The organism is Paramicrobacterium chengjingii (genome assembly GCF_011751765.2).
Lineage (GTDB): Bacteria > Actinomycetota > Actinomycetes > Actinomycetales > Microbacteriaceae > Paramicrobacterium > Paramicrobacterium chengjingii.
Window position 1 is genome coordinate 699819 of the sequence record NZ_CP061169.1, and the last position, 20861, is coordinate 720679.

The following is a 20861-nucleotide window of genomic DNA, read 5'->3' on the forward strand; positions in this document are numbered from 1 at the left end:
GTGCGAAACCTGGTGAACAAAGGAAATAACACATGACAATGACAGATCCGGTCGCAGACATGCTGACCAGACTGCGCAACGCCAACTCGGCGCACCACGAATCCGTGTCGATGCCGCACTCGAAGCTCAAGGGCCGCATCGCGGAGATTCTCGTGGGCGAGGGCTTCATCACCGGCTGGGACGTCGAGGACGCCCGCGTCGGACAGACGCTGACGCTGAACCTCAAGTTCGGGCCAGACCGTGAGCCGTCTATCGTCGGCATCAAGCGTGTCTCAAAGCCAGGCCTTCGCGTGTACGCCAAGTCAACGGAGCTCCCCAGCGTGCTCGGCGGACTCGGCGTCGCCATCCTGTCCACCTCCTCCGGTCTTCTGACAGACCGTGAGGCCGAGAAGAAGGGCGTTGGCGGGGAAGTCCTCGCTTACGTGTGGTAACGCGCAATGTCACGTATTGGAAAGCTTCCCATTGACATCCCCGCAGGGGTCGATGTCTCCATTAACGGTCAGTCCGTTGTCGTCAAGGGCCCGAAGGGCGAGTTGAGCCTCACCATTGCCGAGCCCATCGTGGCGAAGCTGGATGACGGCCAGGTCGTCGTCAGCCGTCCCGACGAAGAGCGCGAGTCGCGTTCGCTGCATGGCCTGACCCGCACGCTGATCAACAACAACATCATCGGCGTCACCACCGGCTACAGCAAGGGACTTGAGGTCGTCGGAACCGGTTACCGCGTGCAGCAGAAGGGCTCGAACATCGAGTTCGCGCTCGGCTTCTCGCACCCGGTGATTGTCGAGCCGCCCGCCGGAATCACGTTGACCGTCGAAGGCAACAACAAGGTGATGGTGTCGGGTATCGACAAGCAGGCCGTCGGCGAGACCGCTGCCAACATTCGCAAGATTCGTAAGCCTGAGCCATACAAGGGCAAGGGCGTGCGCTACGCAGGCGAGGTTATTCGCCGCAAGGCCGGAAAGGCTGGTAAGTAAGCATGGCTGTCAAGACCAAGTCGTCAGCCCGCGACCGTCGTCACGCGCGCCTTCGCAAGAAGGTCGTGGGGACCACGTCGCGTCCGCGCCTCGTTGTCACTCGCTCGGCGCGCCACGTGTTCGTTCAGGTCGTGGACGATTCTCAGGGCCGCACTCTCGTGTCGGCCTCCACTCTCGAAACCGATCTGCGCTCACTCTCCGCTGACAAGTCGGAGAAGGCAAAGAAGGTCGGCGAGCTTGTCGCTTCTCGCGCCAAGGACGCCGGTATCGAGTCCGTAGTATTTGACCGTGGTGGTAACCGTTACGCAGGACGCGTCGCGGCGATCGCTGAAGGTGCTCGAGAAGGTGGGCTGAACCTGTGAGCGAAGCAAAGAAGGAGCAGGACGTGGCTACAGACCAGACTGCTACAGACAAGACGGCTGCAGATCAGACTGTAGAACCGGTTGTTGAGAAGCCTGTGGAGACCGCTGCCGGTTCTGAACCGCGCACCGACGACCCCCGCAACAACCGTCGTGGCGGTGGACGTGGCGAGCGCAACCAGGGTCGTGGCGACCGTGGTGGACGTGACCGCGGCGGACGCGACGACAAGAACCAGTTCCTTGAGCGCGTTGTCACCATCAACCGCGTGTCGAAGGTCGTCAAGGGTGGTCGTCGCTTCAGCTTCACCGCTCTCGTCGTCGTCGGCGATGGAAACGGTGTTGTGGGCGTCGGATACGGCAAGGCGCGCGAGGTTCCTCTCGCGATCTCGAAGGGCGTCGAGGAAGCGAAGAAGAACTTCTTCCGCGTTCCTCGCATCGGCCAGTCGATTCCCCACCCCGTTCAGGGCGAGGAAGCGGCAGGTGTCGTTCTTCTGCGTCCGGCTGCAGCAGGTACCGGTGTTATCGCCGGTGGTCCGGTGCGCGCCGTTCTCGAGTGCGCAGGAATTCACGACGTGCTGAGCAAGTCGCTCGGTTCCTCGAACACCATCAATATCGTGCACGCAACGGTCACCGCGCTCAAGCAGCTGGAGGAGCCCCGCTCCGTGGCTGCTCGCCGCGGCAAGGAATACGACGAGGTCGCTCCCGCCAAGTTGCTGCAGATCGAGGCGCGCTTCGCTGAAGCCGCTGCCGCCGCAAAGGCAGGTGCATAATGGCCGCACAGCTGAAGGTCACGCAGATCAAGTCCAAAATTAGTGAGAAGCAGAACCAGCGCGACACGCTTCGCAGCCTGGGACTCAAGCACATCGGTGACGTCGTCGTTCGCGAGGACACGCGTCAGAACCGTGGCTACGTCAACACTGTTTCCCACCTCGTAAAGGTTGAGGAGATCGACTAATGGCTGACGAGAAGAAGGACGTCACCGATACGAAGGCCGCTCCTGCCGCCAAGGCGCCGGCAAAAAAGGCAACGGCCAAGAAGTCAGAAGCCAAGGCTGACGTTCCCAGCACTCCCGCGTTGAAGGTGCACCACCTTCGCCCGGCTCCCGGAGCCAAGACCGAACGTACACGCGTCGGTCGCGGTGAGGGATCGAAGGGTAAGACCGCTGGTCGTGGTACCAAGGGAACCAAGGCTCGTTACCAGGTTCGTCCCGGCTTCGAGGGTGGACAGCTCCCGGCACACATGCGTACCCCGAAGCTGCGCGGGTTCAAGAACCCGTTCCGCGTGGAGTACCAGGTTGTGAACCTTGAGCGCCTTGCCGAGCTTTACCCGAAGGGCGGCGACGTTACCGTTGACGACCTCGTGGCAAAGGGCGCCGTTCGCAAGAACGAGAAGGTCAAGGTTCTCGGGAATGGCGACATCTCGGTGAAGCTGAACGTCGAGGTCGACAAGGTCTCCGGCTCGGCTGAGCAGAAGATCGTCGCTGCCGGCGGCTCGATCAAGTAAGTTACGACCGGTCGTGCGACTCGCCAACTGAGTGAATCGCGCCTCTCGATTATTCGTCGGGCCCAGTAATCGGCTAGATTCGATTGCTGGGCCCTTCGATTTCGGAAGGCCCACTGTAGGCATGGCGAGCCGGAATGGCCGGCTCAACCCAGGAGGCCCTTGTTGTTTAGCGCTATTGCGCGGATCTTCCGCACCCCGGACCTGCGCCGGAAGATCGGCTTCACACTCGGCATCATCGCCCTGTATCGACTCGGCTCGTTCATTCCGACGCCCTTCGTCGATTTCGGCAACGTCCAGAAGTGTCTGGCTCAGAACCAGGGCACAAGCGGTCTCTACGAGCTCGTCAACCTGTTCTCGGGTGGCGCGCTTCTGCAGCTGTCGATTTTCGCCCTCGGCATCATGCCGTACATTACGGCGTCGATTATCACCCAGCTGCTTCGCGTGGTCATTCCGCACTTCGAGACCTTGCACAAGGAAGGCCAGGCAGGCCAGAGCAAGCTCACGCAGTACACGCGTTACCTCACCATCTTCCTCGGCATCCTGCAGTCGACGACGCTGATCACTGTCGCACGAAGCGGTGCGCTTTTCGGCACGAACTCGGGCCCTGAGTGCAGCTCACTGATCACGGACGACACCTGGTACGCGGTGTTGCTCATGGTGCTCACAATGACGGCGGGCACCGGTCTCATCATGTGGATGGGAGAGCTCATCACCGAGCGCGGCATCGGCAACGGAATGTCGCTGCTGATCTTCACGTCGATCGCCGCGACGTTCCCGAGCTCGCTGTGGGCAATCGCCGAGTCGCACGGATTCGAGATGTTCCTGCTCGTTCTCGCCATCGGCTGCGTCGTCGTCATCGCAGTCGTCTTCGTCGAGCAGTCTCAACGTCGAGTGCCTGTGCAATATGCGAAGAGAATGGTCGGACGTCGCACCTACGGCGGAAACAGCACGTATATTCCGATCAAGGTGAACATGGCCGGTGTTATCCCGATCATCTTCGCGTCGTCGTTGCTGTACCTGCCTGCCCTGATCGCGCAGTTCAATCAGCCGGCGGCTGGAGAGCAGCCCGCGGCATGGGTGACCTGGATCACGACCTACCTGACGAACGGTGATCACCCGCTGTACATGGCGCTGTACTTCCTGCTCATCATCGGATTCACGTACTTCTACGTCGCGATTACCTTCAACCCGGAGGAAGTCGCCGACAACATGAAGAAGTACGGCGGATTCATTCCCGGCATTCGCGCCGGACGTCCGACGGCCGAGTACCTGGACTACGTGCTCACCCGCGTGACGTTGCCCGGATCGCTGTACCTCGGATTGATCGCTCTGATTCCGCTTGTCGCCCTCGCGACAGTTGGCGCGAACCAGAACTTCCCGTTCGGCGGAGCATCCATCCTGATCATCGTCGGTGTTGGTCTTGAAACGGTCAAGCAGATCGATTCGCAACTCCAACAGCGCCACTACGAAGGGCTGCTTCGATGACGACGGAACATGTAAGTGATGGCGTTCGACTGTTGATCGTCGGCCCTCCCGGGGCGGGCAAAGGCACTCAGGCTGGCGTGATCGCGAAGACGTATGGTATTCCCGCAATCTCGACGGGCGACATCTTTCGTCAGAACATTGCCGAAGGAACAGAGCTCGGCAAGAAGGTGGACGCGATAGTCTCCAGCGGCGGATACGTCCCCGACACCCTCACAAACGAGATCGTCGCCGACCGGCTTCAGCAGGACGACGCGCGTGACGGCTTTCTGCTTGACGGCTACCCCCGCACGGAGGAGCAGGTGGCTGAGCTCGATCGCATTCTCGCGGCTTCCGGAAACACGCTCGACGCCGTCGTGCAGCTCACGGCGGATCGTGACGAGGTAGTGAAGCGCCTGCTGCTTCGTGCGGAGCAGCAGGGGCGCTCTGACGACACCGAAGACGTCATTCGCCACAGACAGGACGTCTATCACGAGCAGACCGAGCCGGTCATCGCCGCGTATCGGGAGCGAGGCGTCGTTGTGAGCATCGACGGACTTGGCGCGATCGATGAGGTCAGCGACCGCGTGCTGAGCGCACTCGCGCAGCACGGTCTGGCAGCATCCGCTTGATACGGCCGCTTCGCCGCTCGATCTACAAGTCGCCAGCACAGTTGCGCCTGATGATTGAGCCGGGTCTGCTGACGGCCCGTGCCCTCGAGGCTGCCTGCGCTGCTGTGCGCCCGGGCGTGACGACGGCGGAGATCGACAGCATCGCCGAGAGCGTGATCGTCGCCGGTGGCGGAAAGCCGAACTTCAAGATGGAACACGGCTACCATCACACGCTGTGTGTGTCGGTGAACGACGAAGTCGTGCATGGCATTCCCGGTGCACGCATCATCGAGGCCGGCGACATCGTCTCGATTGATTGTGGTGCCGACGTCGGCGGCTGGAACGGCGACTCGGCGGCCACCGTCGTGGTACCCGATGCGGAACGCCCCGACGTGCAGCGCGACAACGAGCGCCTGTCCCAAACGACGGCAGGCTCCATGTGGGCAGGGATCGCGCGTTTAGTCACGGCGACGCACCTGAACGAGGTCGGCGACGCTGTGCAGGGTTACATCGAAGCGAACCCGGATGCGTTCGGCGACGAATACGGCATCATCGAGGACTACATCGGGCACGGCATCGGGCGCTCGATGCACGAGGAACCTCCCGTTTTCAACTACCGCGTGCCGATGCAGGGGCCCGCCGTGAAGCCCGGCCTCGTCGTCGCGATTGAACCGATGATGGTCGGAGGGTCACCCGATACCGTCGTGCTCGACGACGAGTGGACAGTGGCGACGGTTGATGGCGATGTCGCTGCGCACTGGGAGCACAGCATCGCCGTGCATGCCGGCGGCATCTGGGTGCTCACCGCTGAAGACGGGGGAGCGGCCGGCCTGGCTCCATTCGGCGTCACACCGACGCCCATCGCCTGAACCCCGAACGCGGTATCGTCGGTTCATGACCGTCGTGTTTCTGATCACTCCGCAGGATCGTGCGGACGCCGGTCTCGACTTCGACGCTCTGCTTACGCCGGTCCATTCGGATGCTGCAGCACTGAGCGTCTTCGATGCCGGTGCAGCGCGAGGCGACGGGGTGTTCGAGACCATCGGCGTGAACGCCGGCAGCGCAAGAAAGCCGGGCCCGCACCTCGCCAGGCTGGCGGCATCCGCTCGAATCATGGATCTTCCTGAACCGCACACCGAGCAGTGGATGCACGCAATCAAACGGGTCGTCGGACTGATGGACCCGCACCGCGGGGGAGTGATCAGGCTGGTCATCACTCGCGGAACGCCGCAGTCGTCTCCCACATGCTGGATTACAGGACAGGAGTCCCCGGCCGACGTGCGTGAGCGCGAAGACGGCGTGAGCGTTGTGCTTCTCGACCGCGGCTGGCCGATCGACATCGCCGAGCGCGCCCCGTGGATGCTGGCCGGAGCGAAGACACTGTCGTACGCACCGAACATGGCCGCACTTCGGGAAGCCAATCGCCGCGGCGCCGATGACGTCGTGTTCACATCCCTCGAGGGCTATGCGCTCGAGGGCCCCACCTCGTCGCTGATCATTAGAATTGGAAGGCGGCTCGTCACTCCGACATCCGGCGACGGCAACCTGCCGGGCACAACGCAGCAAGAGCTCTTCGACTGGGCGGAGCACAACGGCTTCAGCACGCAGTCGCGCCGCGTGCGCGCCGACGAGGTGCGGCAGGCGGATGCTGCCTGGCTGGTGTCGAGCGTTCGCCTTGTCGTGCCGATCACGGCGGTCGATGGGCACCTCATGCAGCGCGACGCCGCTCTCTCGGCGCGCATGAACGATCATCTGCTCACATTGGGCTGACGCGGCTGTCAGCTGTCCATCGTGCGTACGAGCGCGTCGATGAACGCGCTGAATGTGCGGCCGCCGCGCACAATGCTCGCCACGTCTTCGCGCTCTGAGAACACCTCGACGAACTGGTCGAACACCTCCTGAAACTGTGCACGACCGTCTGCGCTGAACGCGATGAGGGCGACAACGTTCACGCGACCGTCGCCCCACGGCATGCTGCGCTCGTTGACGGCGATCGCTATCGACGTGCGGCTCGCCGTCATCTCCATCGCGTGCGGAACGGCAAGCGTGTCGGTGAACGCCGTCGACGACATGCGCTCGCGTTCGATCGCGGCTTCGATGTACCGGCCGTCGATGACCCCGAGCCGCTGCATTCGCTCACCGAGCAGCCGGATCAGCGCCTCTTCGCTTTCAGCCTCGACGTCGCGCAGAAAAAGCCGCTCGTCGAGATATCGCAGCAACTGGTCGCGAATCGATGCGCGCCTGGCGATGCGCCGCACGCGACTGAGGCTCGAGCGCACTCGATCGACATCGGCCGGGCTCAGGAACGGCTGAATGCGCACGATGTTCTCGGCGGGGGCCGGCGGCTCGAGCGTCGTGAGCACGAGATCGGCGTCGAGGTGCTCCCACGGCACATCGGTGCGCGTCACCACGCGAGTGACAGTGAGGGCATCACCGAGTGTCTGGATGATGCGGTCGGCAAGCATCGCCTGCAGGTCGTAGTAGTTGGGGCAGACGAGCACACACGTTGCCAGGTCGTCACGACGAGTCTGCTGCTGCAGGTGTGCACCGATGTGCATGGCAATGTATGCGATCTCGTCGTCATTCACGACGATTCCGCGCGCATCATGCAGGCCACTCGCAATGAAGACGGCGAGTTCGTAGATCATGGGGTACGCGGTCTTGAGGGATGTTGTCAGCGGGTTGCGGGAGTACGCCTGATCCTCCGCTCGCTCGAGCAGATTGCTGACGTGCACGGTGAGTCGGGTGAGAAAGTCGACGTCCGACAGATCGACGAGGTATTCCTCGCCCGCGCGTTCGGCAATGGAGCGCACAGTCGCGTACTCATCTGGCGTGAAGTACTCCGACGCGAGAGCAGCGTCTGCGTCTGGCCTCGGCGCGACGGCACGCGTGGAAAGCAGATAAGCGATATAGCCGATGTCTGCGTCACCGAGCGGGTCGGCGAAATGCGTGCGTGACAGCTCACGCACAACGCTGCGCAGCTCGGCATCCGTTCCTGTGTCGCGCTGCTGACTCTCGACGGGAGAGCTCTTGCCCGCGCGATCAGCGGCGATCGCGATGTGCAGAAGAACATTGTCCATGCCGTAGTCGTTGATGTAGTAGCCGCGATCCTGCAGGGCCTCGATGAGGTCGGTCTTGAACGAGCCGAGACTTTCAGACTCGAACTCCCGCTGAATCGCATCGAGCTGCGCCATACCGTGCGTGGTCTCGTCACGGAACAGTCGAGAGAGCAGCCGGCGTCTGGCAAGCTCAGACCCGCGAAGGGCCACCCGCCCGCCCGTGCGCGCCAGCGTCAGACCGGTGTCGGCGAGCAGAGCGCGAACGCGAGTCAGGTCGGTTTCGAGCGTCGAGTCGCTGATGAACAGCGCGCTCGCCGTCTCGTAGACGTCGAAGCCGTCCGCCTCATCGACGAGCAGCCGCACGATGCGGTGAAGCCGTTCGCGCGGAGTGCCGTCGTCGGCCGACGCGCTCGCCGTGCCGAGATAGGCGGCATAGGCATCGCGCCCGAGTCGATATCCGTCAGGTCCCGCTTCAATCACGGGCAGCGGATGCGCCTTTGCTTTGATCGCGGCGATATAGGTGCGGATGCTGCGAGCACTGACGCCGAGCGCATCGGCAAGGTCGCCGGCGGTCTGAGGCCCGTTCGAGCGCACGAGCTGCTCAAGCAGCTGGCTGTGTCGATCGGTGCTCACGGTTCTCCTTTGACGGGGCTTAGTTACGAGTCAACCAGGCTTCGCCGTGCTCGCGAAGCACATTCGACAATCGACAGACTTCCGCCCGGGCGGAAACGCCTCTGCTGGCCGCCGTCTGCGGGAGTAGGCAGACTCATTGGCATGCAGATCATCGTTGTATGCGGGGCAGGAGCGTCATCGACGTTCATTGCCCTGCGTGTGCGGCGTTCCGCGGCATCCCGCGGGCTTGACGTCACGGCGAAGGCAATTGCCCTCGACAACGTCGACGATGCGCTTGCCGACGCCGATGTTCTGCTGCTCGGCGCTCATCTGGCCGAGAGCGCGAGCGACCTGGAACGCACGGCGAAGAAGGCGGGCACAGCGCTTGCCGTGATGCCCGAGTCGGTGTTCACGGCGCCGAAGGGAGACGACGCCCTCGACCTCGCGCTCACGGCGGCAGGAGCGAACTCATGACACCGCAATCGTTGTGCCTGCGCACACACTCAGACTATGGTGACAATCACAGCCCACGGCGACGTAGGAGGACCACATGGTGGAACGGAACATCAGAATCGGATCGTCGCATGGGCTGCATGCTCGTCCGGCCAAGCTCTTCACTCAGGCTGCGGCGTCAAGCGGCGCGACAGTCACCCTCCGCAAGGGTGACAAGTCGGTCAACGCTGCGAGCATCCTCGGAGTCATCTCGCTCGGCGTCGACCATGGTGACGAAGTCACGCTCTCGGTCGAGGGCGATGATGCCGAGCGCATTTTCGGCGAGCTCGAGGAGCTGCTCGTCACTGATCAAGACGAGGCCTGACCGCACAATGCGTGCGGCCTCGCGAGCACGAGGAGGTCGCTGATGGAGTTCACGGGAACAGGTATCGGTCAAGGCGTCGCCGTCGGAACGACGGTGCGCATGCCCGATCCTCTGCCAGAGCCGCATACCGCGTCGAGCACGCGCACGCCTGCCGAGGAGGCAGAACGTGCGGGTACATCGATGTCTGCGGTGGCGCGTGATCTCGAAGAGCGCGGCGAGAAGGCCGGAGGTACCGCGAGCGATGTGCTCGAGGCGCAGGCGATGATGGCGGAAGATCCGTCGTTGATGCAGCTCGTCATGCAGGCGACGGATGCCGGTAAGACGGCGGAGCGGGCGGTCTACGAAGCGTTCGCGTCGTTTCGCGACCAGTTGGCGGCGATGGGAGGCTACCTCGGCGAGAGGGCTGCCGATCTCGACGACGTGTCGCAGAGGGTCATCGCGCACCTCAGCGGTGTCGCCGCCCCCGGTGTGCCGCAGCCGGACGAGCCCTTCGTGCTGCTGGCCCGCGACCTTGCGCCGGCCGATACGGCGTTACTCGATCTCGACAAAGTGCTCGCTCTCGTCACGAGCGACGGCGGACCGACGTCGCACACGGCCATCCTGGCCCGAGAGAAATCGATCGTCGCGATGGTCGGAACGGCTAACGCGCTCACGATTGACGACGGAACTGCAGTGATCGTCGATGCGGCCGCAGGAACGGTGACGACAGACCCGTCAGCGGATGCTGTCGCCGACGCACGTGCGCGTATCGCCGAACGCGAGCAGACCGCATCCGCCCCCGTGACTCCCGGCGCTCTCGCCGATGGCACTCCCATTCCGCTGCTCGCCAACCTCGGCTCGGGGGATGGCGCCGCTCACGCGGTTGAACTCGGCGCCGAGGGCGTTGGCCTCTTTCGCACGGAGTTTCTGTTTCTCGACGCGGGCGACACAGCACCAAGCGTCGACGAGCAGACTGAGCACTATGTGCGTGTTCTCTCGGCGTTCGCCGGCAAAAAGGTGACCGTGCGCGTGCTCGATGCGGGCGCCGATAAACCGCTTCCCTTTCTCAATGACGCTGATGAGCAGAACCCCGCGCTCGGGCTCCGCGGCTTGAGGGCGCTGCGCGCAAGGGAAGGCATTCTGCGGGATCAGCTCGCAGCCCTCGCCGCGGCCGACGCCCAGACTGAAGCAGACCTCTGGGTGATGGCCCCGATGGTGTCGACTGTTGAAGAGACCGAGTACTTCGTTGATCTCGCGCACGAGTTCGGCCTGAAGACCGCCGGAATCATGGTGGAGGTTCCCTCGATCGCACTGCTGGCCAAGCGTGCGTTCGCGGCAAGCGACTTCGCGTCGATCGGCACGAACGATCTCACTCAATACACGCTTGCGGCCGACCGGCTCCTCGGCACGGTGGCGAGCTTTCAAGACCCGTGGCACCCGGCAGTGCTTCAACTGATCGGCGCCGTCGGTCAGGCCGGTGCCGAAGCGGGAAAACCGGTGGGAATCTGCGGCGAAGCCGCGGCAGACCCGCTGCTCGCCGTTGTGCTCGTCGGACTCGGCGCGACAACCCTCTCGATGTCGCCGTCGGCGCTCGCCGATGTTCGACTCTCGCTCGCGCGGTTCGACGGCGATGCTGCGCAGCACCTGGCACAGATCGCGTGTGATGCGGCGGATGCGGCTTCGGCTCGAGCCGCCGTGACTGACGCGGCATCCTCTCTACAGAAAGACTGATCACAATGACAACGACGTCCGAATCCGCCAAGAAGGGCGGGGCCCGCGTTCACGTGCAGCGCTTCGGCACCTTCCTCTCGGGCATGGTCATGCCCAACATCGCAGCGTTCATCGCCTGGGGGCTGATCACAGCGTTCTTCATCGAGACTGGGTGGACGCCCGTTCCTCAGCTCGGTGGTTTCGGCGAGGATGCCGATGGCAACGCCTACGTCGGCATCGTCGGCCCGATGATCACGTACATGCTCCCGCTGCTGCTCGCCTATACGGGCGGCAAGATGGTCTATGAGGTGCGCGGTGGCGTGATCGGCGTCATCGCCACCATGGGTGTCATCGTCGGCAGCGACGTTCCCATGTTCATCGGCGCAATGATCATGGGCCCGCTCGCTGCCTGGCTGATGAAGCAGGTGGATTCGATCTGGGAAGACAAGATCAAAGCCGGCTTCGAGATGCTCGTCAACAACTTCTCGTCAGGCATTCTCGGCGGGCTGCTCGCGCTTGCAGGGTTCTTCGGAATCGCGCCGGCGGTCACCTGGCTCAGCAGCGTACTGGAAACTGCCGTTGGGTGGCTGGTCAACCTGCACCTGTTGCCCCTTGCCAGCATCCTTGTCGAGCCGGGCAAAGTGCTGTTTCTCAACAACGCCATCAACCACGGCGTATTCACGCCGCTCGGCGTGGAGCAGGTGACGGAACAGGGCAAATCGATTCTGTTCCTCATCGAGGCGAACCCCGGCCCGGGACTCGGAATTCTGCTGGCGTTCATGTTCTTCGGAGTCGGCATGTCGAAGGCGAGCGCGCCGGGTGCTGTGATCATCCAGTTCTTCGGCGGCATTCATGAGATCTACTTCCCGTACGTGCTGATGAAGCCGATGATCATCATCGCGGCCATCGCCGGCGGCATGACGGGAGTCGCGATCAATGCGGCGTTCCAGACAGGTCTGCGGGCACCGGCATCCCCCGGCAGCATCATCGCCGTGCTCATTCAGACGGCCCCGGACAGCTACGTCGGCGTGATCCTCTCGGTGATCGGTGCCGCCGCCGTGTCGTTCCTCATTTCGGCAATCATCCTGCGGGCGTCACGCAAGCGCGACCTCGCGAGTGAGAACGCAGGAGACCTCAGCGACGCCATCGCCAAGACCGAAGCCAACAAGGGCAAGAAGTCCAGTGTTCTCGGCACCATGGGAAGCGAGACGGATGCCGCGGCTCAGACCGACAGCGGAACCACGACGACCACGGGCCCGATCAACAACATCGTGTTCGCGTGCGACGCCGGAATGGGCTCGAGCGCCATGGGAGCATCCGTTCTTCGCAACAAATTGAAGAAGGCCGGTGTCACCGACGTGAAGGTGACGAATCAGGCGATCGCCAACCTGACGGGAGACGCCGACTTGATCGTGACGCAGAATGAACTCACGGACCGCGCGAAGCAGAAGTCGCCGAACTCCATTCACGTGTCTGTCGACAACTTCATGAACAGCCCGAGGTACGAAGAAGTCGTGCAGCGGGTTGCCGAGAGCAAGGGAACCGAAAGCACCGAGGGGGAGCAGCAATGAGCAGCGAGATTCTGACGGTCGGCAACGTGGTGGCAGACGGAAGCGCCACGACCCGCGATGATGCGATTGCCGAGGCGGGCCGCGTGCTCGTTGCCGCCGGAGCCGTCACCGACGCCTACGTCGATGCCATGCGCGAGCGTGAAGAGACCGTCTCGACCTACATGGGCAACTACCTGGCCATTCCGCATGGAACGAACGATGCGAAGAACGAGATCAAGGCCTCAGCGCTCTCGTTCATTCGGTACGCAAACCCCATTGACTGGGATGGCGAGGAGGTGCGTTTCGTCGTCGGCATCGCCGGTGTCGAGAACGAGCACCTCGAGATTCTGTCGAAAATCGCGATCGTGTTCTCCGAGGAAGACTCCGTGCAGCAGCTGATTGATGCGGCGGATGCCGATGCGCTCTACACATTGCTGGAGGAGGTCAACGACCAATGAAGGCAGTTCACTTCGGGGCGGGGAACATCGGCCGCGGCTTCATCGGACTTCTGTTGCACGATGCCGGGTACGACGTTGTCTTCTCCGACGTGAACCCCGAGCTGATCGACGCGCTGCAGCGTGCAGACAGCTACACCGTGCACGAGGTGGGTGACGGCGGGAACGACCTCGTCGTCACCGGCTTCAGCGCTGTTAACTCGGCGGAAGACGAGGAGCGTCTCGTCGCCGAGTTGGCGACAGCCGATGTCATCACGACGGCCGTCGGGCCGAACGTGCTTCGCTTCATCGCCCCAGCGATAGCCAAGGGGCTGGCGGCTCGCAGTGATGATCTCGCCCCCGCCGCGGTGATGGCCTGTGAGAACGCCATTGGCGCAACAGATACCCTTCGCGCGCACGTGGAGGAGAACGCGGGCGCCGATTGGAGAGCGATCGCACAGCGAGCTGTCTTCGCGAACACCGCGGTCGACCGCATCGTTCCGACGCAGGCCGCCGACGCAGGGATAGACGTTACCGTCGAGGCATTTCACGAGTGGGTCGTCGAACGCACGCCGTTCGACGACGCCGAGCCGACGCTGCCCGGTGCGCATTTCGTCGACGATCTCGCGCCGTACATCGAGCGCAAGCTGTTCACCGTGAACACGGGTCACGCGACGACCGCCTACTTCGGATTCCTCGCGGGTCACGAGAAGGTCGCGGATGCTGCCGCGGACCCACGCGTGCACGACAAGGTGCGTCGAGTGCTCGAAGAGACGTCGGAGTACCTCGTCGCGGTGCACGGGCTCAAGACAGACGAGCAGACGGCATATCGAGAGAAGATTCTGTCACGCTTCACGAACGAATATCTTCCGGATACCGTCCAGCGTGTTGGACGCGAGCCGCTACGCAAGCTGAGCCGCAACGAGCGCTTCATCGGGCCGGCCGCAGCAATTGCCGAGCGTGGGGACTCTCCGGATGCGCTCATCGACGCTATCGGCGCCGCGCTTCAGTTTCACGTCGCTGACGACGCGCAGAGCCAAGAAATGGCGGAACTGCTCGAATCGCTCGATGCCGCGGAGTTCACCGCTCAGGTCACCGGACTTGAGCCGGGGCATCCGCTCTTCGATCGCATTTGCGCCGAGGTCGCCGCCGTTACACGTGAGTGACGAGATCTCGACTGGCGAAGCCGGGCTTTATCACATAAGATAATTCGTTGGTGCATTGTGCACGCCGCTGGCGTGTTTCGTCCGCATCGAAATCCAACGCACGACCAGTGCGACGAACCTGAGCGACAGTGAGGCTATGGCCAAAAAAGACGGTGTCATCGAGATCGAAGGAGCCGTGATCGAAGCGCTGCCCAACGCGATGTTCCGCGTTGAGCTGAGCAACGGTCACAAGGTGCTTGCCCATATTTCGGGCAAGATGCGCCAGCACTACATCCGCATCCTCCCGGAGGACCGCGTGATCGTTGAGCTGACCCCTTACGACCTGACCCGCGGCCGGATCGTCTACCGCTACAAGTAAGTCGCGCTGTAAGTAACGGTTGAGCACTGCCACGCCTGACGGCGCGAATGGCTCTTCACGAGGACAGCGAATCGAAGGAAGAACATGAAGGTCCACCCCAGCGTCAAGAAGGTCTGCGATCACTGCAAGGTGATCCGTCGCCACGGACGCGTCATGGTGATCTGCAAGAGCAACCCGCGCCACAAGCAGCGCCAGGGCTAGCAGACGCGGCTACGCCGCGCCACGACAACACAATAAGAACAGGCAGTTTCGAGAACTCGGCACAGCGGAAACGCTCAGCGAGGGACACCCAGGGTCGGAGGCCCTGGCACCGAAACTGCTCCACACCTCCACATACTCCTAGGAGAAGCCACCATGGCACGTCTCGCCGGCGTAGACATTCCCCGCGATAAGCGCGTGGAAGTCGCACTGACGTACATCTATGGTGTCGGCCGCACTCGGGCGCTCAAAGCCCTCGCCGACACTGACATTGACGGAAACATTCGCGTCAAGGACCTCACTGACGACCAGCTGATTGCCCTTCGTGACTACGTCGAGAGCAATTTCCAGGTTGAGGGTGACCTTCGCCGTGAGGTGTCCGCTGACATCCGCCGCAAGGTCGAGATCGGCTCGTACCAGGGCATCCGCCACCGTCGCGGCCTCCCCGTGCACGGCCAGCGTACGAAGACCAACGCGCGCACCCGCAAGGGCCCGAAGCGCACCGTCGCCGGCAAGAAGAAGGCTCGCTAGGTCGAGCTTCGCCTTAAGGATTCAGGAGATTACCAATGGCAGCACCCAAGTCGGCCGTCCGCAAGCCGCGTAAGAAAGAAAAGAAAAACGTCGTACAGGGCCAGGCCCACATCAAGTCGACGTTCAACAACACGATCGTTTCCGTCACTGACGCGTCTGGCGCCGTCATCAGCTGGGCCTCGTCTGGTGGCGTGGGCTTCAAGGGCTCGCGCAAGTCGACGCCGTTCGCCGCTCAGATGGCAGCCGAGGCTGCCGCTCGCCAGGCGCAGGAGCACGGCATGAAGAAGGTTGACGTCTTCGTCAAGGGACCGGGATCCGGTCGTGAGACGGCGATCCGTTCACTTCAGGCCGCTGGCCTTGAGGTCGGTTCGATCAACGACGTCACGCCGCAGGCGCACAACGGATGCCGTCCGCCCAAGCGTCGCCGCGTCTAAGCACTTCACACCCGAGATCGGGCCGGTTCACCCCGGCTCGATTCTCGCCGGTTAACACAACTCAATATCCCGTCAACGCAAGTGTCATATAGCGGACACTTAGCCGAAAGGAATACATAGTGCTTATTGCACAGCGTCCATCGCTCACCGAGGAGAACATCTCGGAGTTCCGCAGCCGTTTCGTCATCGAGCCGCTTGAGCCCGGTTTCGGTTACACCCTCGGCAACTCGCTTCGTCGCACGCTTCTGTCGTCGATTCCCGGAGCCGCTGTCACCAGCGTCCGCATCGATGGTGTGCTGCACGAGTTCAGCACCATTCCTGGTGTGAAGGAAGACGTCACCGAGATCATCCTCAACGTCAAGGGTCTCGTTGTCTCGAGCGAGCACGACGAGCCGATCACCGCGTACCTGCGCAAGACGGGCTCCGGCCAGGTCACTGCCGCCGACATCTCGGCTCCGGCCGGCGTCGAGGTGCACAACCCCGAGCTCGTCATCGCCACGCTGAACGAAGAGGCGAAGTTCGAGCTCGAGCTCACGATCGAGCGTGGCCGCGGCTACGTCTCGGCGACGCAGAACCGCAACGAGTTCTCCGAGGCCGGCCAGATTCCGGTCGACTCGATCTACTCGCCCGTTCTCAAGGTCACCTACCGCGTCGAGGCGACGCGTGCAGGTGAGCGCACTGACTTCGACCGTCTCGTCGTCGACGTCGAGACCAAGCAGGCAATCACGCCGCGCGACGCGATCGCTTCCGCCGGAAGCACGCTGGTAGAGCTGTTCGGCCTCGCGAAGGAACTCAACAACCAGGCAGAGGGAATCGAGCTCGGGGCTGCGCCAGCCGAGACGGTGCTCTCGAGCGAGCTGTCGGTTCCGATCGAAGACCTCGACCTCTCGGTGCGTTCGTACAACTGCCTCAAGCGCGAGGGAATCAACACGGTTTCCGAGCTTGTCGCACTCAGCGAGACGCAGCTCATGAACATCCGCAACTTCGGTCAGAAGTCGGTGGACGAGGTTCGCGACAAGCTCGTCGAGATGGGGCTGTCGCTCAAGGACTCGGTTCCCGGGTTCGACGGCGCACACTTCTACTCGGGCTACGAAGACGAGAACAACTGACGGTCAGTCGTAAGACGGTCCGAGATCAATCTGGAGAAACACGACAATGCCTAAGCCCACCAAGGGACCCCGCCTCGGAGGCAGCGCAGCGCACCAGCGCCTGATGCTCGCCAACCTTTCGGCGGCCCTGTTCACTCACAAGAGCATCACGACGACCGAGACCAAGGCCAAGCGTCTTCGTCCGTTCGCCGAGCGTCTCGTCACATTCGCCAAGCGCGGTGACCTGCACTCGCGACGTCGCGTGCTGTCGACCATTGGCGACAAGAGCGTCGTGCACGAGCTGTTCACGCAGATCGCTCCGCTCGTCGCTGAGCGTGAAGGCGGCTACACCCGCATCACAAAGATCGGCAACCGCAAGGGCGACAATGCACCGATGGCCGTGATCGAACTCGTTCTCGAGCCCGTCACGCCGAAGGCGAAGCCTGCGAAGAAGGCTGACGCTTCGAAGGCTGCTGCTCCGACGGCTGAAGAGCCCGTCGAAGAGGCCGAGGTCGAGGAGGCTCCTGCAGAGGAGACCGCCGAGGCTCCGGTGGAGGACGCAGCTGAGGAGTCGACCGAGGCTGCAGCCGATGAGGCTCCCGCCGAGGACGCTGCTGACGACAATGCCGAGTCCGAGGACGACGCCAAGTAACACGCATCCTGCATTAAGGCCCCGAGAATCTCACGATTCGCGGGGCCTTTGCCTTTCGTCCGTGCTTACCTGGCCATGCGTACTAGCAACATTTGTTGCACATCTGCTTTGGTGGGGGCGCGGGAATGCGGTTTCACCAGTAGCATTCAAGAGGTCGTCAAAAATACGCTTCGCGCAATGGGGAGAGCCTAGCAATGACAGTTGAGACGCTGCTCGCTGACAATGGTCCGGACGAACCGGATGAGGCGCCACCTCCCAAGAAGCGGCGGAATCCCGCTCCATGGATCCTATCGATCGCTGTCGTGCTGCTCATCGTCTACTACATTCTGGTCAGCGTCAGCGGCGCCCTGAACCTCTCTGCAACTGTTCCTTTTTCCGGTTCGAACACAGCCACCAGCGCCAATTATCTGACTCTTCAGATGAAGGTTCAGGACATCGATCTCACGAATCGTCAATTACAGGCGAACGTTTTGCCCGTTCCGCACGGAACGCTTGTTGGCGACAAAGCGGGCGAGATGTCGAGGAGCCTACGTATTGAAGTGGCCAGCGGAGGCGTCACGACATCTGTCGTCACATATCCGGGTGAGTCCATCGTTGATCCGACGGCTCTCACTCTCTCGCTCGATCGTGGTGACAGCACGTACCCTCTCGATGAGCCATACGCGAACTTCCAGCTCAGTGTTCGCGATGAGCAGACGGGCGAGCCGATTCCTTTCGTTGTTGATCTGGAGAACTCCGCGCGCCCGTGGATATTGGCAGGAACCATCGGAGACGCAAATATCGACGCCGACGGCGTTCATTACCCGGTCTCTCTCGATGGGCATAGAGACGTCTTGAGCATTGCGCTTGTCGCGTTCTATCTGCTCGCGATACTGCTCACGACGCTCATGGCAGTCGTTACCATTGGAAGCGCGCTACTGCGGCACAAGCTTGAATTCTCAAATGTCATCTGGCTGTCGGCAACAATGCTCTCTTTTCCGGCTCTTCGCAGTGCAATGCCCGGAGCCCCGCCGATCGGCACTGCTCTCGATTTCATCGTCTTATTTCCCTGCATCGCGCTTGTCGCCGTCATGCTCGTGTGGACCGGAGGGTACATGCTTTGGAGGGAGTCGACGATACTTCGCCGGAGGGCGCTCGATGAAGAAGCCGACGCGTGAAGAGATCTGCCTTGTTCTTAGCTGCGGCCGTCTTCGCGACCGCAGCTGTGGTTGCCCCGGCGGCACCCGCTCGCGCAGACGTGTCATTTTCTGACCGTTTGGGTTGCGGCGTATCAGACGCGGCAGTGACACCGGTCTTCGGTTTCCAGGGCAGCGGTGCGGCAAGCAACGGCGCAAGCTATTCGCCAGCGACGGAAATCTCTGCCTACCCGGGAGTGACGGGCACGATTAATGGGGTGGCCGGCGGTGCGCAGTACACGACGTATTCACCCGACGGTTATGGCTCTCAATATCGAGGCACAGACGCCCTTGGCTTCCCAAGCGTCGTCGCTGGGAAGGCAATGACACTCACCATCGACCTTCCGCATAGCCAAGCTGTCGAGTTCACCGTTGGCGGAATACAGTCTCCGTCAGTTATTGACGTTGCGGGGAGCCTCGACGGCACAGCTGTCACTCCCGATACGACGGTACGTGGTGGGGGAAACACGAGCGCATCTGTCGTCGGCAACTCAGCGCATGTCGTGGGCGGTGCGATTTCTGGGCTACCAGATGAGCAAGACAAATATGCAGCTGATGTGTGGTTTAGTTCGCCTGTCGACCAGATCACGCTTCAGCTTTCTGCATCGGGGAGCGGATCAGACGCCGGCTTTCTTGTGACGCCGCCCGTTGCATGCCAGAGCGGCGACGTAGGTCTGTCGTCGTCGGGCGTCGGCGAGCCGACAGTGGCGGACTCGGGCGAGGTGTCGTATGAGGTGCCTCTGACGGCTACCGTCGATAACACGTCAGAGTCGACCGGCGCTGCGCTCTACCCCGCAGTCACGGGCGACCTTGCGCAAGCCTTCGACGAGCAGGGTGTCACCCTGAACAGCCTGACGCAGACATCGGCAAGCTCCCAGGCCTGTGCGCTTGCTGCCGGCGCAGACGGCTCGGGAGCGCTGATCTCTTCGCCGGGAGCGCTCGAACCCGGCGAGACGTGCGCACTCGAGATGCTGGCATCTGTGAGTATGTCCCAATCGGCCAATGACCGAACTGTCTCGCTATCGACGACTCTGGCGAGCTCCACTGACGCGAACCATCGCATGAAGAGCACGAGCGATCCTCTTCAGCTTGTCTTCCCCGGCATCCAATCGGACTTGAGTGTGTCAGCGGGTGCCTCGGCACGTGCTGAGCCGGGTGAGACGCTTGAACGATCGACGACAGTCACAAATGCTGGCCCGGGGGCGGCTCTAGACACGGTGGTGAGCATCGACTATCCGTCCGGTGCCACTCTGTCGGACTACCCATCGAGCTGCACGCTGAATGCGTCGTTGGAATGCGCTGTCGGCGACATCGCGCCAGGTGACGACGTCGAGATTGCGTATTCAATGACATTGTCCGAGTCTCTCGCAGACGGCAGCTCGCTCCCTGTGACCAGCACAGCGACGAGCGCCGGACAGCCGGAACCTGTCAGCGACGACTACACGGTGACGATTGCTGTGCCCCCCGTCCCTCCCGGCCCGGGCGCTCCTCCTCCGGGCTCATCGAACCCGGGTACGCCCCCCAATGCTTCAGCGCCTCCTGGTTCGGCACCGCCGAGGTCGACGACACCAAGCTCCCCAGACGACTCGAAGGAGGCTGATGAACCGCCGTCAGATGATGAAGCTCCTCCGCCAAGTATGGTTTCGCCTCTGGCTGACGTAACGGCATTGCCCGTTTCGCTTTCTCTCGGTGCCGCGAATATTCAGCCGGGAACCGTTGCAACGATGCGCGGCACGCTCGGGCCGAATGGGGCCGATGAGTCGGTGACCGTTCAACTGGGTAGCACGATCAACAAAGGGATGATCTACCGCGCTGCGACTCTGGAAACTGGCGGCGTGTGCATGGTGTCGACGCTTGCTTTCGCATGCACCATTGACCTTGAACCAGGGGAAAGCGCCGAGCTCACGGTACGTGTGTTTGCCGACGCCTTAAACGCACCAGATATCGCTCGTCAGCAGATCACAGTCGACTCGTCCCAGGAATCGCAGAACAATTCCATCACTGTCACGACGAATGTGCGTTCGCACAATGAAGCGGAGGAGTTCGCCGACTCGATCACAACATTCGACATCACAGAGTTTCCCGGTGCATTCCTGCCGCTTCTGGCGCTCATGCTCTATGCACTGGCCGCAACGGCAGTGGAGAGAAAGCGGCGACGTGTGAAGAGCTGACGGCACATCGTTGCGCCTC

Annotated in this window: 25 protein-coding genes; 24 read left to right on the forward strand and 1 reads right to left on the reverse strand. The window is 62.4% G+C overall.

What is annotated here, in order from left to right:
- Window positions 1–32: 32 nt before the first annotated feature.
- The 10 genes from rpsH (at window position 33) to HCR76_RS03505 (ending at window position 6678) form a co-directional block, all read left to right on the forward strand.
- Complete coding sequence (gene rpsH / locus HCR76_RS03460) at window positions 33–431, forward strand: 30S ribosomal protein S8 (protein WP_166988264.1); 399 nt, start codon at window positions 33–35, stop codon at window positions 429–431.
- Window positions 432–437: 6 nt separating this feature from the next.
- Entirely contained in the window at window positions 438–974 is a 537-nt protein-coding gene (gene rplF, locus HCR76_RS03465; RefSeq protein ID WP_166988266.1) for a 50S ribosomal protein L6, read from the forward strand.
- Between the two features lie 2 nt (window positions 975–976).
- Window positions 977–1336 carry a 50S ribosomal protein L18 gene (gene rplR, locus HCR76_RS03470; RefSeq protein WP_166988268.1) on the forward strand — a complete coding sequence of 120 codons (360 nt, stop codon included), beginning with the start codon at window positions 977–979 and terminating at the stop codon, window positions 1334–1336.
- Window positions 1333–2103, forward strand: coding sequence for a 30S ribosomal protein S5 (gene rpsE / locus HCR76_RS03475; RefSeq protein ID WP_166988270.1), 771 nt, complete (start codon window positions 1333–1335; stop codon window positions 2101–2103). Before rplR ends, rpsE begins: the two co-directional genes overlap by 4 nt.
- Window positions 2103–2288, forward strand: coding sequence for a 50S ribosomal protein L30 (rpmD, locus tag HCR76_RS03480; protein ID WP_166984494.1), 186 nt, complete (start codon window positions 2103–2105; stop codon window positions 2286–2288). Before rpsE ends, rpmD begins: the two co-directional genes overlap by 1 nt.
- Entirely contained in the window at window positions 2288–2836 is a 549-nt protein-coding gene (rplO, locus tag HCR76_RS03485; RefSeq protein WP_166988272.1) for a 50S ribosomal protein L15, read from the forward strand. The genes rpmD and rplO overlap by 1 nt, the downstream gene beginning before the upstream one ends.
- A 162-nt stretch (window positions 2837–2998) precedes the next feature.
- The gene (secY, locus tag HCR76_RS03490; RefSeq protein ID WP_166988274.1) at window positions 2999–4321 is read left to right on the forward strand and encodes a preprotein translocase subunit SecY; all 1323 of its coding nucleotides are present in this window, start codon (window positions 2999–3001) and stop codon (window positions 4319–4321) included.
- On the forward strand, window positions 4318–4929 hold the full coding sequence (locus HCR76_RS03495; protein ID WP_198248134.1) for an adenylate kinase: 612 nt from the start codon (window positions 4318–4320) through the stop codon (window positions 4927–4929). The genes secY and HCR76_RS03495 overlap by 4 nt, the downstream gene beginning before the upstream one ends.
- Window positions 4926–5777 carry a type I methionyl aminopeptidase gene (map, locus tag HCR76_RS03500; RefSeq protein ID WP_434063574.1) on the forward strand — a complete coding sequence of 284 codons (852 nt, stop codon included), beginning with the start codon at window positions 4926–4928 and terminating at the stop codon, window positions 5775–5777. Before HCR76_RS03495 ends, map begins: the two co-directional genes overlap by 4 nt.
- Before the next feature lie 25 nt (window positions 5778–5802).
- Window positions 5803–6678 carry an aminotransferase class IV gene (locus HCR76_RS03505; RefSeq protein WP_166988276.1) on the forward strand — a complete coding sequence of 292 codons (876 nt, stop codon included), beginning with the start codon at window positions 5803–5805 and terminating at the stop codon, window positions 6676–6678.
- A gap of 8 nt (window positions 6679–6686) precedes the next feature.
- On the opposite strand, the gene HCR76_RS03510 is transcribed toward HCR76_RS03505, so the two are convergent.
- Window positions 6687–8600, reverse strand: a complete 1914-nt coding sequence (locus HCR76_RS03510; RefSeq protein ID WP_166988278.1) for a BglG family transcription antiterminator — start codon at window positions 8598–8600, stop codon at window positions 6687–6689.
- Window positions 8601–8741: 141 nt separating this feature from the next.
- Here HCR76_RS03510 and HCR76_RS03515 point away from each other — a divergent pair, with 141 nt between their 5' ends.
- The 14 genes from HCR76_RS03515 to HCR76_RS03580 all read left to right on the forward strand — a co-directional run bounded on the left by HCR76_RS03515 (window position 8742) and on the right by HCR76_RS03580 (window position 20842).
- Window positions 8742–9053, forward strand: coding sequence for a PTS sugar transporter subunit IIB (locus HCR76_RS03515; protein ID WP_166988280.1), 312 nt, complete (start codon window positions 8742–8744; stop codon window positions 9051–9053).
- Between the two features lie 76 nt (window positions 9054–9129).
- The gene (locus HCR76_RS03520; protein ID WP_166988282.1) at window positions 9130–9396 is read left to right on the forward strand and encodes an HPr family phosphocarrier protein; all 267 of its coding nucleotides are present in this window, start codon (window positions 9130–9132) and stop codon (window positions 9394–9396) included.
- Window positions 9397–9438: 42 nt separating this feature from the next.
- Window positions 9439–11106 (forward strand): phosphoenolpyruvate--protein phosphotransferase, encoded by a 1668-nt coding sequence (ptsP, locus tag HCR76_RS03525; RefSeq protein WP_166988284.1) that lies wholly within the window; start codon window positions 9439–9441, stop codon window positions 11104–11106.
- A 5-nt stretch (window positions 11107–11111) separates the two neighbouring features.
- Entirely contained in the window at window positions 11112–12656 is a 1545-nt protein-coding gene (locus tag HCR76_RS03530; RefSeq protein ID WP_166988286.1) for a PTS mannitol transporter subunit IIBC, read from the forward strand.
- Entirely contained in the window at window positions 12653–13093 is a 441-nt protein-coding gene (locus HCR76_RS03535) for a PTS mannitol transporter subunit IIA (RefSeq protein ID WP_166988288.1), read from the forward strand. The genes HCR76_RS03530 and HCR76_RS03535 overlap by 4 nt, the downstream gene beginning before the upstream one ends.
- Window positions 13090–14235, forward strand: coding sequence for a mannitol-1-phosphate 5-dehydrogenase (locus HCR76_RS03540; RefSeq protein WP_166988290.1), 1146 nt, complete (start codon window positions 13090–13092; stop codon window positions 14233–14235). The genes HCR76_RS03535 and HCR76_RS03540 overlap by 4 nt, the downstream gene beginning before the upstream one ends.
- A gap of 136 nt (window positions 14236–14371) precedes the next feature.
- The gene (gene infA, locus HCR76_RS03545; RefSeq protein ID WP_166984504.1) at window positions 14372–14593 is read left to right on the forward strand and encodes a translation initiation factor IF-1; all 222 of its coding nucleotides are present in this window, start codon (window positions 14372–14374) and stop codon (window positions 14591–14593) included.
- 84 nt (window positions 14594–14677) lie between these two features.
- Window positions 14678–14794: a 50S ribosomal protein L36 gene (gene rpmJ / locus HCR76_RS03550; protein WP_098409041.1), complete on the forward strand. Its 117-nt coding sequence runs from the start codon at window positions 14678–14680 to the stop codon at window positions 14792–14794.
- Between the two features lie 153 nt (window positions 14795–14947).
- Window positions 14948–15322, forward strand: a complete 375-nt coding sequence (gene rpsM / locus HCR76_RS03555) for a 30S ribosomal protein S13 (RefSeq protein ID WP_166988292.1) — start codon at window positions 14948–14950, stop codon at window positions 15320–15322.
- A 35-nt stretch (window positions 15323–15357) separates the two neighbouring features.
- Complete coding sequence (gene rpsK / locus HCR76_RS03560) at window positions 15358–15756, forward strand: 30S ribosomal protein S11 (RefSeq protein WP_166984506.1); 399 nt, start codon at window positions 15358–15360, stop codon at window positions 15754–15756.
- 119 nt (window positions 15757–15875) lie between these two features.
- Window positions 15876–16865 carry a DNA-directed RNA polymerase subunit alpha gene (locus HCR76_RS03565; RefSeq protein ID WP_166984507.1) on the forward strand — a complete coding sequence of 330 codons (990 nt, stop codon included), beginning with the start codon at window positions 15876–15878 and terminating at the stop codon, window positions 16863–16865.
- A gap of 46 nt (window positions 16866–16911) precedes the next feature.
- Entirely contained in the window at window positions 16912–17496 is a 585-nt protein-coding gene (gene rplQ / locus HCR76_RS03570; RefSeq protein WP_166988294.1) for a 50S ribosomal protein L17, read from the forward strand.
- 194 nt (window positions 17497–17690) lie between these two features.
- On the forward strand, window positions 17691–18653 hold the full coding sequence (locus HCR76_RS03575) for a DUF4436 family protein (protein WP_166988296.1): 963 nt from the start codon (window positions 17691–17693) through the stop codon (window positions 18651–18653).
- A complete protein-coding gene (locus HCR76_RS03580) occupies window positions 18650–20842 on the forward strand; it encodes a COG1361 family protein (protein WP_166988298.1) in 2193 nt (730 codons plus the stop codon). Before HCR76_RS03575 ends, HCR76_RS03580 begins: the two co-directional genes overlap by 4 nt.
- Window positions 20843–20861: the final 19 nt, after the last annotated feature.

Bases quoted from the DNA above. Each gene is read 5' to 3' on its own strand.
- rpsH (WP_166988264.1), top strand. From the start codon at position 33: ATGACAATGACAGATCCGGTCGCAGACATGCTGACCAGACTGCGCAAC.
- rplF (WP_166988266.1), top strand. From the start codon at position 438: ATGTCACGTATTGGAAAGCTTCCCATTGACATCCCCGCAGGGGTCGAT.
- rplR (WP_166988268.1), top strand. From the start codon at position 977: ATGGCTGTCAAGACCAAGTCGTCAGCCCGCGACCGTCGTCACGCGCGC.
- rpmD (WP_166984494.1), top strand. From the start codon at position 2,103: ATGGCCGCACAGCTGAAGGTCACGCAGATCAAGTCCAAAATTAGTGAG.
- rplO (WP_166988272.1), top strand. From the start codon at position 2,288: ATGGCTGACGAGAAGAAGGACGTCACCGATACGAAGGCCGCTCCTGCC.
- HCR76_RS03495 (WP_198248134.1), top strand. From the start codon at position 4,318: ATGACGACGGAACATGTAAGTGATGGCGTTCGACTGTTGATCGTCGGC.
- HCR76_RS03505 (WP_166988276.1), top strand. From the start codon at position 5,803: ATGACCGTCGTGTTTCTGATCACTCCGCAGGATCGTGCGGACGCCGGT.
- HCR76_RS03515 (WP_166988280.1), top strand. From the start codon at position 8,742: ATGCAGATCATCGTTGTATGCGGGGCAGGAGCGTCATCGACGTTCATT.
- HCR76_RS03520 (WP_166988282.1), top strand. From the start codon at position 9,130: ATGGTGGAACGGAACATCAGAATCGGATCGTCGCATGGGCTGCATGCT.
- ptsP (WP_166988284.1), top strand. From the start codon at position 9,439: ATGGAGTTCACGGGAACAGGTATCGGTCAAGGCGTCGCCGTCGGAACG.
- HCR76_RS03530 (WP_166988286.1), top strand. From the start codon at position 11,112: ATGACAACGACGTCCGAATCCGCCAAGAAGGGCGGGGCCCGCGTTCAC.
- HCR76_RS03535 (WP_166988288.1), top strand. From the start codon at position 12,653: ATGAGCAGCGAGATTCTGACGGTCGGCAACGTGGTGGCAGACGGAAGC.
- HCR76_RS03540 (WP_166988290.1), top strand. From the start codon at position 13,090: ATGAAGGCAGTTCACTTCGGGGCGGGGAACATCGGCCGCGGCTTCATC.
- infA (WP_166984504.1), top strand. From the start codon at position 14,372: ATGGCCAAAAAAGACGGTGTCATCGAGATCGAAGGAGCCGTGATCGAA.
- rpmJ (WP_098409041.1), top strand. From the start codon at position 14,678: ATGAAGGTCCACCCCAGCGTCAAGAAGGTCTGCGATCACTGCAAGGTG.
- rpsM (WP_166988292.1), top strand. From the start codon at position 14,948: ATGGCACGTCTCGCCGGCGTAGACATTCCCCGCGATAAGCGCGTGGAA.
- rpsK (WP_166984506.1), top strand. From the start codon at position 15,358: ATGGCAGCACCCAAGTCGGCCGTCCGCAAGCCGCGTAAGAAAGAAAAG.
- rplQ (WP_166988294.1), top strand. From the start codon at position 16,912: ATGCCTAAGCCCACCAAGGGACCCCGCCTCGGAGGCAGCGCAGCGCAC.
- HCR76_RS03575 (WP_166988296.1), top strand. From the start codon at position 17,691: ATGACAGTTGAGACGCTGCTCGCTGACAATGGTCCGGACGAACCGGAT.